The sequence below is a fragment of the Candidatus Aeolococcus gillhamiae genome (assembly GCF_016464765.1).
GTDB classification, from domain to species: Bacteria; Chloroflexota; Dormibacteria; order Aeolococcales; family Aeolococcaceae; genus Aeolococcus; species Aeolococcus gillhamiae.
On record NZ_JAEKNS010000145.1, the window covers coordinates 52,847 to 66,649 of the forward strand.

The window sequence follows — 13,803 nt, forward strand, 5'->3', positions numbered from 1 at the left end:
GGTTGCCTACCCGCCGTGAATTGTAGTCATCGCCATCCATCGGCCTTCGCGCGCGCGGCACCGACGGGCTTCGACGCGGTGCTGCTGACCCGCCAGCCGGGCGGCCGGCACGGCCGCGGTCCACACCGCCTCGGCCGCAAACGATCTCACAAGAAGGCCCACGGCATGACTGCGCCTGCGGCGTTCCAAGAGGCGCCGCTCTGCGGTGGGGCGCCAGTCCGCGGCAATTTTCTGTAGCCGCGCCGCGACTCTCTCAGTGGCACCGCCATCGACCGACCCCAGAGCTTCCTCGTACCAGGCAGCGCAGGCAGACGACGAGGGGGGCTGCTGCTTCTCCGCGAGGAGGGTCGCGAGCTGGGCGGCTGATCGGGCCTTGCTCACGCAGGCCGGCGGAGCGTCATAGAAGGGGATGAGGCCGCCGCGCAACCGGTCGTAGGCCTCACCCCACGCCGCAAAGACCACCGGCCGGGAGGCGGCGACCGCCTCGTAGATCGCCGTGGTCTGAAAGCCAACCACGCAGTCCGAGGCGAGGATGAGGTCACGCGTGTCGGCGTTGGGTCCGGCAAGGGAGACGCCCCTGTTCCATTCCTGGCCGGCGTGGCGAGCGAGGCGCGCCCGCTCCACTCTGTAGTTCTGTTGAGGGTGGCACTTGACAACCACATCACAGCTGCCAGCGCGGACTGCGTCGAGCAAAACGGACTCCGTGGCGTCGCGAAGCGTCTCCCACGTGCGCGCCGAGCCTGCGGCGTGATCGGCTTCAGGGACGTAGGCATCCAGCTCGTACGAGAGGAACAGCACGCGCTTTCGCACTGATGCCGGACGCAACCGTCGCGACGCGTAGACGTCAAAGCGCGGTTGACCGGTCACCTCGATGACCGACGCGTCCGCGCCGGCACGCAGCCAGAACTCGCGCTGTCTGTTGCTGCAGACGGTCATGAAGTCGGCAATGAACGGGGCTTCGTCGCGTGTGAGGCGGCTGTGAGCTTTCATGGTATCCGCGGAAATGGTCGTCTCTTTCTGCACGACCACCACCGGGATGCCCAGCTCGTGGACCGCCACGGGTAGGGCGCGAACGTAGAAGAAGGTGTCGGAGGGAAGTACGAGCACGTCGAAAGCTCGCTCAAGGAAGAGCCGGCGGACCTCGCGGCGGAGCCAAGCCGCATATCGGAGTCGTCGCTGCCGCAGACGAGGGTCGTTGTAGCCCCGCAGCCCCGCCGAGATGGCCTCGGTCATGATGCGCAACGCAGGGTTACGGAGGCGCTGATAGGGAAACCGCCGTACATCAAGGTCCGGGTGCGCCTCCAGAGCACGCAGGTCCTGGTCGAAGAAGTGATCCATGGCCAGGACCCGGACGCGGCCCATCAGGTTCTGCGTCCCGAGGGAAGCACGAATCCGAGAAGGGCGGCGCGCTCCTCGGTGCTCATCGCGAACCGGAGGACCCCGCCCAGGTAGACGACTCCCGCTGGGACGCAGCAGGCGGCGACAGTGATGAGGTGGCCCGGTTGGGCGATGTGCGCCGTCACGACGACCATGGCGGCGAAGAGTGCCGCCCACGGAAGGATGGGAACGATGGCGTCGCGCAGGAAAACGCGCAGAGGCATCGACACCTCGCGCAGCACAAGCCGGATGTACAGCGGCGCGGTGATGCCGAAGCCCACGAGCGTGCCGATGATGACGCCGGTGATACCCAGGTGGGGAGCCAGCGCAACGGAGATCACCAGGTTGACGACCACCGCCGTCGTGACGTACCCGGCGACCGCACGAACGCGTCCCAGGCCGACCAGCATCGTGTTGGGGATGGTGGCCGTGCACACGACCAGCTGGTACGTGAGGAATAGCTGTGTCGGCCCCGCGAAGTCGGCGTAACCGGCGCCCACCCATCCCACGATGAGCGGCCTGGCCAAGATCATCGCCGCGATGGTGACCGGCAGCGCGAGCGCCAGCGTGTACCGGGTGCCGCGAACCAGCAGGTCCTGGAGCCGAATGGTCGACCCCATGGCACGAAGATTGGCGGCGGCCGGCACAACCGCCGATGACGTGAACGACAGCGGGTACGCGGCGGCCGACTGGATGCGCGCAGCCACGTCATACCCGGTCAGGACGGAGGTTCCGACGAACGTGGCCAGGATAACCTTGTCCATCTGTGCCCAGATGACCCCGTTGACCCGGCCGACGAAAACCCATGCGCTGAACCGTGCCAGCGGGCGCAACGCGACCACACGCACAAGCCGCGGCGAGACGCGCAGCTCCGGGCAGAGCACGCGGCTGACGACCGCGTACCCCACAGCCGCGAACATGCTGCTCCCCACCATGAGCGCGCCGAAGGCCACGACGTCGTGCCCGGTGCCGAGCACGATCACGACGAGGACCGTGTAGAGGACCTGACGGGTCAGGGCGACGGCCTTGATCCAGCCGTACCGCTGCAGGCCCTCGAGAAGGCCGACGAACGCAAGCCCAGGAAGGCTGAACAGCGCTTCGGCCGCAAGCAGGACAAGCAGCAGGCGCAGGGCGCTGTGCAGCGATGCGGGCACGTGGAAGAGATGTTCGGCACCGATCGAGAACGCCAGAAGCACGGCGACAGCCACCAGCGCCATCCCGCCGAGCACCGCCAGCGCCGAGCTGACCACCTCGCCGATCCGCTCGCGTTGCCCGCGGCCGTCGGCGTCGGCGACGAAGCGCACCACCCCTGCCTGCAGACCGAGGTCCGAGATGCTCAGGTAGCCGGCCGACACTGAGAACGACAGGGCAAGCACCCACACCCCGTACGAGTCGGCGCCCAGCTTGCCGATGGCATAGGCGACCACGAAGAAGTTGAGCAGCAGGGACAGAACGCCGACGACGCCGGTGATGAGGGTGTTGCGGAAGACGCGGCGGCCGTGTTTGACCTCGGGCTCGGCCGGCTGGGTCATGCGCGGCGGAACACCTCGGCTGGTTCATGCCCGCGCAGCCGGCTGGTGACGTCACCCTGGCGGACCGCCTGTCCCACCACCGCCAGCGCGCCGTCGAAGGCATCGAGTGTCGCGTCGACGGCTGCATCATCGTGGGCGAGGGAGACGAAGTTGGCGTTGCCCATGAGCACACCGCGGTCGAGGCACTCCTGCCAGAGCAGCCCTTTCACGCCATTGCCGTCCGCGCCTCCCGCCGGCTCGAACGCGATGACGCGGCGTGGTGCCAGCCCGATCATCCGCGCCGGTACCTCGTGCTCGGAGGCGAGCGCGTTGAACCCCTCCATGATCCGCGCGCCCTGCCGCCAGAGGTGCTCGATGACGCCGCCGGCGCGGATGCGCCGCATGGTCGCGAGGGACGCGGCGAGCGAGACGGTGTCGCCGCCGAACGTGCTCGAGATGAACACCGTGGAGGCGATCTGCTCCATCACCGTGGCGCGACCCGTGACCGCTGCCAGCGGGTAGCCGTTGGCCATCGCTTTGCCGAACGCGGCCAGGTCGGGCAGGACGCCGAAGTATTCCTGCGCTCCTCCCGGGGCGAGCCGGAACCCGGTGATCACCTCGTCGAAGATGAGCAGCGCGCCGTGCTCGTCGGCCAGCGCACGGACGCCCTCGAGGAAGCCCGGCGCCGGCGGCTCGACACCGACCGGTTCCATGATCACCGCCGCCACGCCGCCTCGATGCTTCTCGAGCACGGCGCGCAGCGACTCGAGGTCGTTGTAGGTCCACTGATGCGTCAGTTCGCGCACCGCGGGCGGCACGCCGGCGCTGCGCGTGGTGTGACCGATCGCCCAGTCGTGCCAGCCGTGGTAGCCACACATGGCCACGTGGTCACGGCCGGTGGCGGCACGAGCCAGGCGCACGGTGGCGGTGGTGGCCTCCGAGCCCGTCTTGAGGAAACGCACCATCTCGGCACCCGGGACCATCTCCACGAGCAGCTCGGCCACCTCGACCTCGAGCCGGTGCCCGAGCGAGAAGCATGGGCCGCCATTCACACGGTCGCGCGCCGCCGCGTCGACCTCGGCGTCAGCGTAGCCGAGCACCATCGGCCCCAGCGCGCAGGGGTAGTCGATGTAGGCGTTGCCGGCCAGGTCCCACACCCGGCACCCCTCACCGCGCTCGAGAAAGACCGGGTAGACGCCCTCCACCTGCTGGTCGGGGGCCTTGCTGTAGGTCTGGGTGATCCCCGGCAGGACACGCCGGGCACGCTGGAGCAGCTCGCCGTCGGTGGCCGCCGTCGATGCCGTCATCCCGAGCTCTCCTGTGGCCGCGCCGCGTCTCGCTGGGCACGATAGCGCTCATCTCGCTCGGGCAGACCCTGCCCGCGCCCGAGGTCGGGCCTGCCGGCAAGGTACGCGACCACGGCCGCGACGTTGGGTGGAGGCGCCTTCGGGAGCGCTGCCAGGACCGCGGCGACGCGTTCAAGGTCCTCCGGCACGTCGACCGTCAGACGGATCGACGAGAGGTCGCGGTCCCAGGCCACGCGGACAGCACGGAACTCATCCGGGTGCTCCCGGACGCGCGCGGTGACGTGCTCTCGCTCGTGCGGCAGGACGGCTTCGTGGTCGAGGCGTTCGAGGCAGGCGACGGTGAACACCTCGACGTCGTAGCCGTCCGGGTACGTCGCCGGCTCGACATTGCTGGCGTAGTCGGCGCCCTGCAGAGCGCGCGCCTCCACCACCTGGTCGACGACCGCCGGGTCGACCAGCGGGCAGTCCGCGGTGATGCGCACCACCACGTCGGCAGCCTGCTGCGTGGCCGCAAGAACGAACCGGCTGAGGACGTCGTCAACCGGCCCGCGGGTCACCGCAACTCTGCATTGTCCGGCGAGGGCGGCGACGGCGTCGTCTTCTGCCTCCTCGGTGGTTGCCACCACAACGCGGTCGACGGTGCGTGCCAGCGACACCCGCTCGATGACGTGAGCGAGCATCGGCCGGCCGCAGAGGTCGGCGAGAACCTTGCCGGGAAACCTGGTGGACCCGGTGCGTGCCTGAATGACCGCGACAGTCGTCATGCAGCGCCGTCGCGCGCGGTCAGCGCGATCTCCGTGGTGGCGGCCGCGCGCTCGATATCGTTGCACGTCGGCGTTCGCGACTCCATGGCGGCGAGCATGTGGCGCATCTCCGCGACGTACTGCGCATTGGGATCGGCGTCAATCCCGGCTGCCAGGATCTGTGCTTCGGACCCGGCGTCGCGCGAGAGCTCGACCACCGCGCGCGGAACGTCCCAGGTGATCTGCGCATCGCTGCCGATCACCGTGCAGCTCCGCGAGTACGTGCGGCGCAGGTAGTCGACGTGAACGTGCGATTGCACGCCACCGCGATGGCGCAGGGTGATGTCGGCGACGTCCTCGACGTCGATGTCGAGGATCCCCGTCGAGTCGCACTCGCCATGGACGTGCTCGACGGGACCGGCGAGCGCGATCGTGTAGTCGAGCTCATGGATGGCGTCGAGGACGATCCCTCCCCCGAGAGCGCGGCGCGCGCTGTACTGGGTGCGGTAGTCAGCTGCCGGCCGCCAGGCCGGCAGCCACCAGCCGAAGTCGACGAGCAGCGCGGCCGGACGCCCGACGCTCACGAGGTTGGAGGACACCGTCTCGAACCCCTCAGAGAAGCGCAGGTTGCAGCCCACCATGACGATGCGGTCCCTGTGGGCGAGGGCCAGCGCTCGCGCCGTGGCCAGCTCCCCCCGCGAGGACGCCAATGGCTTCTCGACGAAGACGTCAGCGCCCCGGTCGAGCGCCCAGCCAAGGTCGCCGGCATGCGCCGCGGTCGGCGTGGCCACCACCACCAGCTCGCCCGGCGGCGCGCTCTCGCGTGTCACCGGTGTCGCTCCGATCGCGGCGGCGAGAGTGGTTGCCACACCCTCGTCGACGTCGGCAACGGCGACCTCGAGGCCGAGATCTGTGAGGTTGCGAGCGTGCCGGCTCCCGACCGACCCGCACCCCAGGACGAGCGCCCGCATCAGGCCGCCCGAGCGCGGATGAGGCGGCGCACCGCGCCGGCGACGCGGACGGCCCCGTGCCCGTCGACAAGGAGGCGACCGCGGGTGGACATTTCCGCACAGGTCGTCGCGTCATCGAGAAGCCGGAGGCACTCGGCGGTGATTCTGTGGGGCGGCGCGAGCACGGCACAGCCGGCGTCGGCCAGGGCAGCGGCCTGGTCCATCTGGTTGGCCACCGTGGCCGTGATCACCGCGGGGATGCCGACACACGCTGCCTGGACCGCGCTGGTGCCCGCGGCCCCCGCGAACAGCGTCGCACTGGCGAGTGCCCCCGCCAGTGTCGACGGCCCGACAAGGGCGGTCAGGCGCGGATCATCGCCAAGGTCATCGCGACGCATGTCCGGGCCGACGACGGCCACCACCTCGGCGCCGGCGTCACCGGAGAGCACGCCTGCGACCACCAGCGCACAGAGACCGCTGGCGTCGGCCGCACCCGTCGAGACGACCACGCTGCGCCGTCCCCGGCCTTGTTGCGGCACCGAGTCGCGTGCTTCCACGATGGCGGCGGAGATCAACGCGAAGGGGGCGCCGCCCAGGAAGGAATCGGCGCCGTCGGGATGCTTGGCCTCGCCGCCTGGGGCGGGGTTCACGGCCAGGTCGCAGGCGCTCGGCAGCCCGAGATCGTCGACGACGATCAGTGGGGCGATCTCGCGCAGCCGCTGCTGGATGGCGACGTCGAAAACGTAGCCGTCGAGCACGACAACATCGGTGCCGCTGCCGGCCGCGGCCGACAGCGCGCGCGTGGCGGCGGCACCGGCCTGCTCGAGCGTCGCGTGGCCACGGTCGGTGACGCGCCGCCGCACGGTGTCATCGCCGGCGGGCACCACGAGCATCGCGGTGACGTCGGGGCGGAGCGCGTCGGCGAGCGCGAGCATCCGCTCGAGGTGACCGAGGCCAACGCCGCTCCCGCAGTCCGGCACGAGCAGCGCGCTGGTGGTCACCGCCCCACCGGGTGTGCTCCCGCCCACGCCTGGATCCTCGTCAACGCCGTGACGACGTCCTCCTGGTCGGCTGGGGTCATCGAGGGGAACAGGGGCAGCGTCACCAGCGAGCCGCAGAGGGCCTCGGCGCGGGGCGCGGTGCCGGATCGGCCGCCGCGGGAGCGGTACAGGGCAAGCAGATGGACCGCCGGGTAATGCAGGGTGGCCTCAATTCCCTCGGCGCGCAACGCGTCGATGACGGCGTCGCGGTTGCATCCGAACACACCGGCATCGATCTCGATCGCGTAGAGGTGCCAGGCGCTGCGCCGCCCGTCCGGCCGAGGCGGTAGGCCGATCCCAGGGATGCGGCCGAGCAGTGCGTCATACCGAGCGGCGAGCTCGGAGCGCTGAGCGACGATGTCCTCGAGCCGGCCCAGCTGCGCGGTCCCCAGCGCCGCCTGGAATGCCGTCAACCGATGGTTGCTGCCGAGAGTGGTCACGTCGTAGCGCCACTGCGCCCCGCTGCGCTCCTCTGCGGTGCTGGTCATCCCGTGGTTGCGCAGGTGGCGGACGCGGTCGGCGGCGGCGCCATCGGAGGTGAGCACCGCCCCGCCCTCACCGGTGGTGATCTGCTTGACGGGATGGAAGCTGAACGTGGTCACGTCGGCCAGCGAGCCCACGGCGCGGCCGCCAAGTGACGCCCCCAGTGAGTGGGCCGCGTCGGCAATGACCGGGAGAGGCCGGGGCAGGGCTGCTCGCAGGGCATCGACGTCGGCGGGCAGCCCGGAGTAATCGACGGTGATGACCGCCCGCGTGCGCGCCGTCACCGCGGCGGCGGTAGCGCGCGGGTCCAGACACCTGTCGGCGCCGACGTCGGCGAACACCGGCGTGGCGCCGGCGCGGACTACGGCGTTGGCGGTCGAGACGAACGTCAGGGGCGTCGTGATCACCTCGTCGCCGGGACCGATGCCCAGCGCGGCGACGGCCAGGTCCAGCGCCGCAGTGCCGTTGCTGACAGCGACCGCGTGCGCGGCACCGCATCGGTCGGCGAGAGCCCGCTCGAACGCGGCGACGCCGGGCCCCCCGGTCAGCGTGCCGCTGCGCAGCGACTCGACGACCGCAGCGACGTCGGACTCGCTGAGCTGATGCCGGCCGTACGGCAGGGGTTGGGATCGCAGCGGGGTGCCACCCGCCACCGCGGGCAAGCCCGGGTCGGTCATCCGACCTCGATCGCCGCCGGCTCCGCAATCCTCTGACCGGATGCAAGCAGGCCTCGCAGCGCGTCGACGTCCAGCCACTCGGTGTTGCGGTCGCTGCTGTACACGAAGTCCTCGGCCACCGGCGTGGCTCCGGGGATCTGGCGGCCGCCCCAGAATTGATGCTCCGGCTCGACGACGTAGCACCAGCCGGCATCGAGGGTATGCCTGGCCTCCTCTGGCGTGATCAGCGACTCGTGCAGCTTCTCGCCGGGGCGGATCCCCGTATAGCGGATGGGCAGACCGGGGGCGACCGCCTCGGCGAGTTCGAGCACCCGCATGCTCGGGATCTTGGGGATGAACAGCTCACCGCCCTGCATGCGGCTGATGCACTCGACGACGAAGGCAACGGCCTGGTCGAGCGTGATCCAGAACCTTGTCATGCGCTCATCAGTGACGGTCAGCTCCCCGGACGACGCCTGGTCGAGGAAGAGCGGAATGACGCTGCCCCGTGACCCGACGACGTTGCCGTAGCGCACGCACGAGAGCAGGGTCTGGTGCGCCCCGGCGTAGACGTTGGCCTGGATGAACAGCCGCTCCGCGCACAGCTTGGTGGCTCCGTAGAGGTTGGCCGGGCTCACTGCCTTGTCCGTGCTGAGGGCGACCGCTCGGGGGACACCGGCGTCGATGCAGACCTCGGCGACGTTCTGTGCACCGAGGATGTTGGTCCGCACCGCCTCGAAGGGGTTGTACTCGCAGGCTGGCACCTGCTTGAGGGCAGCGGCGTGGACGACGATGTCCACGCCGTCGACTGCCCGGCGAAGGCGATCGCGGTCGCGCACGTCGCCGATGAGGAACCGCAACCGCGGGTCGTCGATCCGGCGCGCCATCTCCGACTGCTTCAGCTCATCGCGGCTGAAGATGCGCACCGCCGCCGGGTTGGCGTGCGCGAGGAGGGCGCGCGTGAAATGGTTGCCGAAGGAACCGGTCCCGCCCGTGACCAGGATGGTCCGACCGTCGAACACGTTCACCGTCGAGCCGCCGCGCTCAGGCCTCGTCCGGCCAGTTGACCGGGACGCGGGTGGTGCACTCGGTCAGTTCCTGGCTGGCCTTGGTGTAGCGCACCAGCGTCGGAAAGTCGCCCTTCAGCTTGAGCTGTCCCAGCATGATCCCCTTGGTCGCGTCCATCTCACCCTTGGCGACCTTCTTCCAGCGCGAGTAGGCCCCGGTGATCACGTACTGGGCCGCCTCGGCTTCCTCGCGGGTGGTCGGCCGCACCTCGCGCGCCTCACCGTGCCAGAGGTCGAGGAAGATGCCCATGTCGTCGGGCACGTTCTTGTCGGGCTCGGCGAGGACGACGAGACCGACTGTGCCCTCCCAGTTGGCCGCGGCCTGCTTGTACACGGGCGACTTGTTGATCTCAGCTTTGAAGGCCTCCGCCCACTCCGGGCTGTACGCTTCGTATGCCACGTCTCTCCTCCAGGATCGATGAGCGGTGGCTGATTATGGCTGGGGGCGCCTACGCGCTGGCTCTCGGCCCGTCTGGTGTGTCGATGCTGGGCACCTCGTCCGGGACGCCCGGACCGCCGGGGTCGGGGACGGTGGGCTCGGCGGGGACCTCGGGGCTCGGCGTGGTTGGTTCGGCGGGGATCTCCGGCTCGGGGACCGCCGGCTCTGCAGGCACCTCCGGTTGTGGTCCCGACGGCTCGCCGGGGATCTCGGGGCTCGGTGTGGCCGGCTGTGCGGGGACCTCGGGCGGAGCCTCGCCGGGAGACGGCGGCGGCGCCTGCTCCGGCGCGTCCTGCTCGGCGACGGCGGGTGCCGTGGCTCCCTCGGTCGAGCTCTGGGACTCCGCGGCGGCGTGCTCGGCGGCGCTCACTGCGGCCACCGCCTCCTCACCCGCGGCGCCGGCCAGCGAGCGCGCCACGTACACGGCGACATCGTCGACCGCGAGGCGCTCGCCGAGCTGCTTGCTGGCGATGCCCTCGTCGAACATCGACAGGCAGAACGGGCACGCCGTGGCCACCTTGGTCGCCTCGGTCGCAGCCGCCTGCTCGACGCGCTTGTGGTTGACGCGCGGCTGGTCCTCCTCCATCCACATGCGTCCGCCCCCGGCGCCGCAGCACATCCCCTCGTTGCGATTGCGCGCCATCTCGACGACCTTGAGCCCGGGGATCTGCTCGAGGATGTCGCGCGGCGGCGCGAAGATGTCGTTCCAGCGTCCCAGGTAGCAGGAGTCGTGGTACGTGATCGTCTCCTCCTGGCGCTTGGCCTGGTCGAGGGTGATGCGGCCGTCGGCGAGCAGGCGCTCGATCATCTGGGTGTGGTGCACCACCTCGTAGTCACCACCGAAATCCTTGTACTCATTGGCGAACGTGTTGAAGCAGTGCGGGCAGGAGGCGATGATCTTGCGCACGCTGTACTTCTTGAGGACCTCGACGTTCTCCTTGGCGCGCTCCTGGAAGAGGTATTCATTGCCGATGCGCCGAGCTGGATCGCCGCTGCACTTCTCCTCGGTGCCGAGGATGGCGAAATCCACGTTGCCGGCCTGGAGGATCTTCACCAGCGCGGTGGCGATGGTCTTGGCGCGATCGTCGAACGACGCTGCGCAGCCGACCCAGTAGAGGTACTCGGCGTCCGGCTTGTCGGCGGCGAACTTGACGCCGAGGTCGTTGGCCCAGTCCGCGCGCGTCCCGTGGGAGAGGCCGTACGGATTGAACACGTTCTCGATGCCGCGCAGCGCGGTCTCCGCCTGCTTGGGCATGCGCGACTCGTCGAGGACGAGGTGGCGGCGCATCTCGATGATCTTGGGCACGTGCTCGATGAGCACCGGGCACTGGTCCATGCACGCGCCGCATGTGGTGCATGCCCAGAGGGTGTCGTCGGCGATGGTGCCCCCGAACAGCGGACGTTCGCCACCGTTGGCCTCCACAGCCGCGGTCACCGTGTCGGGCGCGATCCAGGACGGCTGGAAGTGGCCGGGAAGGTCGTGCAGGGCGCCGGTGTGGTGATCACCGGTCGCCCACATCACCGCGCCGTCCGACGCCGGCGTGCCGTCGGGATTGGCGCCCTGCGCGACGTACGCGTCGTGCGTTGTGGCGGCATAGCCGCCGGCTAGGTTCTCGTAGAGCTGATCGCGAAGATCGGTGATCAGCGTCTTCGGTGAGAGCACCTTGCCCGTGTTGTATGCCGGGCAATGCGTTTGACAGCGACCGCACTCGGTGCACGTGTACAGGTCGAGCATGTCCTTCCAGCTGAAGTGCTCGAGCGTCACCGGGCCGAAGTGCTGGTCGGCCTCGTCCTCCGCGTTCATCACCGCCTCGATGTCGAGCAGCGGCAGACGGCCCTTCGGCTTGGTGGACTTGAAGATGACGTTGGGGGCGGCGCTGACGATGTGGAGGTGCTTGCTGTAGCCGAGGTACACGAGGAAGCCGAAGACCAGCACGAGGTGACCCCAGAAAAAGAGCCCGTGCAGGCCGACAAGCACGTTGCTGTGGGCGCCGAGCGGGGTGAAGAGGCGCGACACCGCGCTCGCGAACGGGCGGTCAGCGGCCATCGCAGGCGCCGGGTTGCCCTGGGCGATCAGCGTCGCGTAGTTGAGGGTCATGAATATGAGCAAGGTCCCGATCCAGCCGAGGATCAGCACCGCATCGGCGCGGTGGCTGCCGCGAAAACGGGTGGGGTTGACGATCAGGCGGTTGATGAGCGCGAGCGCGACGCCAGCCAGCACGGCGACGCAGAAGATGTCCTGCGCGAAGGCGATGACGAACGCTGCCGGGACGTCGTTGAACCGGAAGCCCTGCCAGAGCGCTTCGACGATCGCCTGCGCGATGGCGGTGAGCAGGACCAGGAATCCCCAGAAGATGAGCGCGTGGAGGATGCCGGCGTAGGGCCAGCGCAGCAGCCGGCCCTGGGCGATGACGTACACGAAGAAGGCCCTGATGCGTTCACCGACGCTGTCGAAGCGGGGATCGGGGCGGCGGCTTCGCAGCATCGCTTTTATGAGCAGGCGCCAGCGCAGACCGGTCGCGACTGATGCCGTGCCGACCAGCAGGACAAGGGCGATCGGACTGACGATCGCGGTCATGTGGCTACCGGCCCTTCCACGTCGGTGGTCGCTTCTCGAGAAAAGCGGTGATGCCCTCGGCCGCGTCCGCGGAGGTGAAGAGTCCGACGAACTCGCGGCGCTCCGCCTCGAGTCCTTCAGCGAGTGGCCTGTCGAGGCCCTCGGCGACAGCGCGCTTGGTGGCCGCCAGCGCCAGCGGGGCCTGGGCGGCGTAGCGTCCGGCGACCTCCCGCGCGGTGTCGAGCAGCGCCTCGGGCTCGACGACACGCGACACCAGGCCGAGCTCGAGCGCCCGCGCCGCGTCGATGGGGTCGCCCGTCAAAAGCAGCTCCATGGCCGCGGTTCGACCGATGAGGCGCGGCAGCCGCTGCGTGCCGCCCCAGCCGGGGATGATCCCGAGCTTGATCTCCGGCTGGCCAAAGCGCGCGGTGCTGGCCGCAATGCGCACGTCGCAGGCAAGCGTGAGCTCGCAGCCGCCGCCGAAGGCGATGCCGTTGACCGCGGCGACGATCGGCAGCCGCGAGCGCTCCATCGCCAGGGTGAACTCGGCGCCTGCGGCGATGTTGTCGCCGCCGGCCGATCCGAACTCGCTGATGTCGGCGCCCGCGGCAAAGAACTTGGGCCCGGCGCCGGTGAGGATGAGCGCACGACAGCCGGGGTCGGCCTCCGCCTCGGTGATCGCCTGGGTGACGCCGCTGATGACGGCGCGGCTGATGGCGTTGGCGGGCGGGTGGTCGATGGTGACGATGACCACGGCACCGTCTCGGTCGACACGCACGACGTCGTTCAGGACCGTGGACACCGGCGTACGCCCTCCTCGTCGATGACTGCCGGGCGCAACGGTAGCGCGCCGGACACACGGCGCGGGTCCGGCGCCATCATCAGCGCGGTGACCGAGCTGCCTCCGCTCCCCGACCTGCCTCCGCCATTCGAGCAGGAGTCACTCGCGGCCCTCGACGACGGCGCGCTCGACCAGCTGGCGGGCGCGGTGGCGACTGTCGAGCGTGCGACGGCGACCGCGATGGCCCCACACCAGGCTCAGCTGCGCGAGCTGCGTGCTCGCTCCGGACAGATCGCCACCGAGCGCCGCCGTCGCGAGCGCGCGGTGCACATCGCCGCGCGCGCGGCGGTGCGGGAGCAGGCCAAGAGCGGCGAGATGCCCGGCTTCTCGGACGCGCTGGGCGCCGCCGACTTCCTCCCCGAAGATCGCCTGCTCGCCGAGGTGCCCGCATTCTTGAAGAGCGGCGGCGAGGTGCGCTTCGGGTACGCCACGCGGCCCGGATCGGTGGCGTTCACCGATGGTCGCCAGGCGCGCACCGCGCGCACCTGGGGTGAGGCGCGCCAGCTCTTCGCCGACGGCTGGGAGCCCGGTTCACCCGGCGTCCCCGGGGTGCGCGTGCACCTTGTGGGGACGCGGGTGGAGCGGGTGGTCGACGCCGCCGAGGTCGTGGTGCGGCCTGCCGGCTGAACCCGGCGGGCGATCAGCGGCGGTGCCAGATCCGGTTGAGGCGTCAGATGGGGATGTGCCAGCTGCGCGCCGCCAGCGCGAACAGCGGCGCGATCACCAGCGCGGGAAGCATGTCGGGCACCCGCAGACGGCGGATGTTGAGCAGGCCAAGAGCGATGGCGATGAGCATGAAACCGCCGGCGCCGAGCGCCGCGGTGGTGAGCAC

13 protein-coding genes are annotated in these 13,803 nt (G+C 70.1%); 1 reads left to right on the top strand and 12 read right to left on the bottom strand.

All coding sequences use genetic code 11. The annotated features are described in order from the left end of the window. Positions 1–6 precede the first annotated feature (6 nt). The 11 genes from JF886_RS14610 to JF886_RS14660 are packed head-to-tail and all read right to left on the bottom strand — an operon-like array spanning position 7 to position 12,932. The gene (locus JF886_RS14610; protein WP_337313723.1) at positions 7–1,362 is read right to left on the bottom strand and encodes a CDP-glycerol glycerophosphotransferase family protein; all 1,356 of its coding nucleotides are present in this window, start codon (positions 1,360–1,362) and stop codon (positions 7–9) included. Further along, the gene (locus JF886_RS14615) at positions 1,362–2,909 is read right to left on the bottom strand and encodes an oligosaccharide flippase family protein (protein WP_337313725.1); all 1,548 of its coding nucleotides are present in this window, start codon (positions 2,907–2,909) and stop codon (positions 1,362–1,364) included. Before JF886_RS14615 ends, JF886_RS14610 begins: the two co-directional genes overlap by 1 nt. Beyond that, entirely contained in the window at positions 2,906–4,195 is a 1,290-nt protein-coding gene (locus JF886_RS14620; protein WP_337313726.1) for an aspartate aminotransferase family protein, read from the bottom strand. The genes JF886_RS14615 and JF886_RS14620 overlap by 4 nt, the downstream gene beginning before the upstream one ends. Next, positions 4,192–4,959 carry a cytidylyltransferase domain-containing protein gene (locus tag JF886_RS14625; RefSeq protein ID WP_337313729.1) on the bottom strand — a complete coding sequence of 256 codons (768 nt, stop codon included), beginning with the start codon at positions 4,957–4,959 and terminating at the stop codon, positions 4,192–4,194. Before JF886_RS14625 ends, JF886_RS14620 begins: the two co-directional genes overlap by 4 nt. Beyond that, on the bottom strand, positions 4,956–5,909 hold the full coding sequence (locus tag JF886_RS14630; RefSeq protein WP_337313731.1) for a Gfo/Idh/MocA family protein: 954 nt from the start codon (positions 5,907–5,909) through the stop codon (positions 4,956–4,958). Before JF886_RS14630 ends, JF886_RS14625 begins: the two co-directional genes overlap by 4 nt. Next, positions 5,909–6,916, bottom strand: coding sequence for a hypothetical protein (locus JF886_RS14635; protein WP_337313733.1), 1,008 nt, complete (start codon positions 6,914–6,916; stop codon positions 5,909–5,911). The genes JF886_RS14630 and JF886_RS14635 overlap by 1 nt, the downstream gene beginning before the upstream one ends. Continuing rightward, on the bottom strand, positions 6,886–8,088 hold the full coding sequence (locus JF886_RS14640) for a DegT/DnrJ/EryC1/StrS family aminotransferase (RefSeq protein ID WP_337313735.1): 1,203 nt from the start codon (positions 8,086–8,088) through the stop codon (positions 6,886–6,888). Before JF886_RS14640 ends, JF886_RS14635 begins: the two co-directional genes overlap by 31 nt. Beyond that, positions 8,085–9,095 (bottom strand): UDP-N-acetylglucosamine 4,6-dehydratase (inverting), encoded by a 1,011-nt coding sequence (pseB, locus tag JF886_RS14645; RefSeq protein ID WP_337313737.1) that lies wholly within the window; start codon positions 9,093–9,095, stop codon positions 8,085–8,087. Before pseB ends, JF886_RS14640 begins: the two co-directional genes overlap by 4 nt. Before the next feature lie 16 nt (positions 9,096–9,111). After that, entirely contained in the window at positions 9,112–9,534 is a 423-nt protein-coding gene (locus tag JF886_RS14650; RefSeq protein ID WP_337313739.1) for an SCP2 sterol-binding domain-containing protein, read from the bottom strand. 49 nt (positions 9,535–9,583) lie between these two features. Further along, positions 9,584–12,151, bottom strand: a complete 2,568-nt coding sequence (locus JF886_RS14655; protein WP_337313741.1) for a heterodisulfide reductase-related iron-sulfur binding cluster — start codon at positions 12,149–12,151, stop codon at positions 9,584–9,586. Positions 12,152–12,155: 4 nt separating this feature from the next. Then, entirely contained in the window at positions 12,156–12,932 is a 777-nt protein-coding gene (locus JF886_RS14660; protein WP_337313743.1) for an enoyl-CoA hydratase/isomerase family protein, read from the bottom strand. Positions 12,933–13,019: 87 nt separating this feature from the next. On the opposite strand from JF886_RS14660, the gene JF886_RS14665 reads away from it, so the two are divergent. Next, the gene (locus JF886_RS14665; RefSeq protein WP_337313745.1) at positions 13,020–13,598 is read left to right on the top strand and encodes a hypothetical protein; all 579 of its coding nucleotides are present in this window, start codon (positions 13,020–13,022) and stop codon (positions 13,596–13,598) included. A 43-nt stretch (positions 13,599–13,641) separates the two neighbouring features. Here JF886_RS14665 and JF886_RS14670 read toward each other — a convergent pair whose 3' ends face one another. Next, the gene (locus JF886_RS14670; protein ID WP_337313749.1) at positions 13,642–13,803 is read right to left on the bottom strand and encodes a DUF554 family protein; all 162 of its coding nucleotides are present in this window, start codon (positions 13,801–13,803) and stop codon (positions 13,642–13,644) included.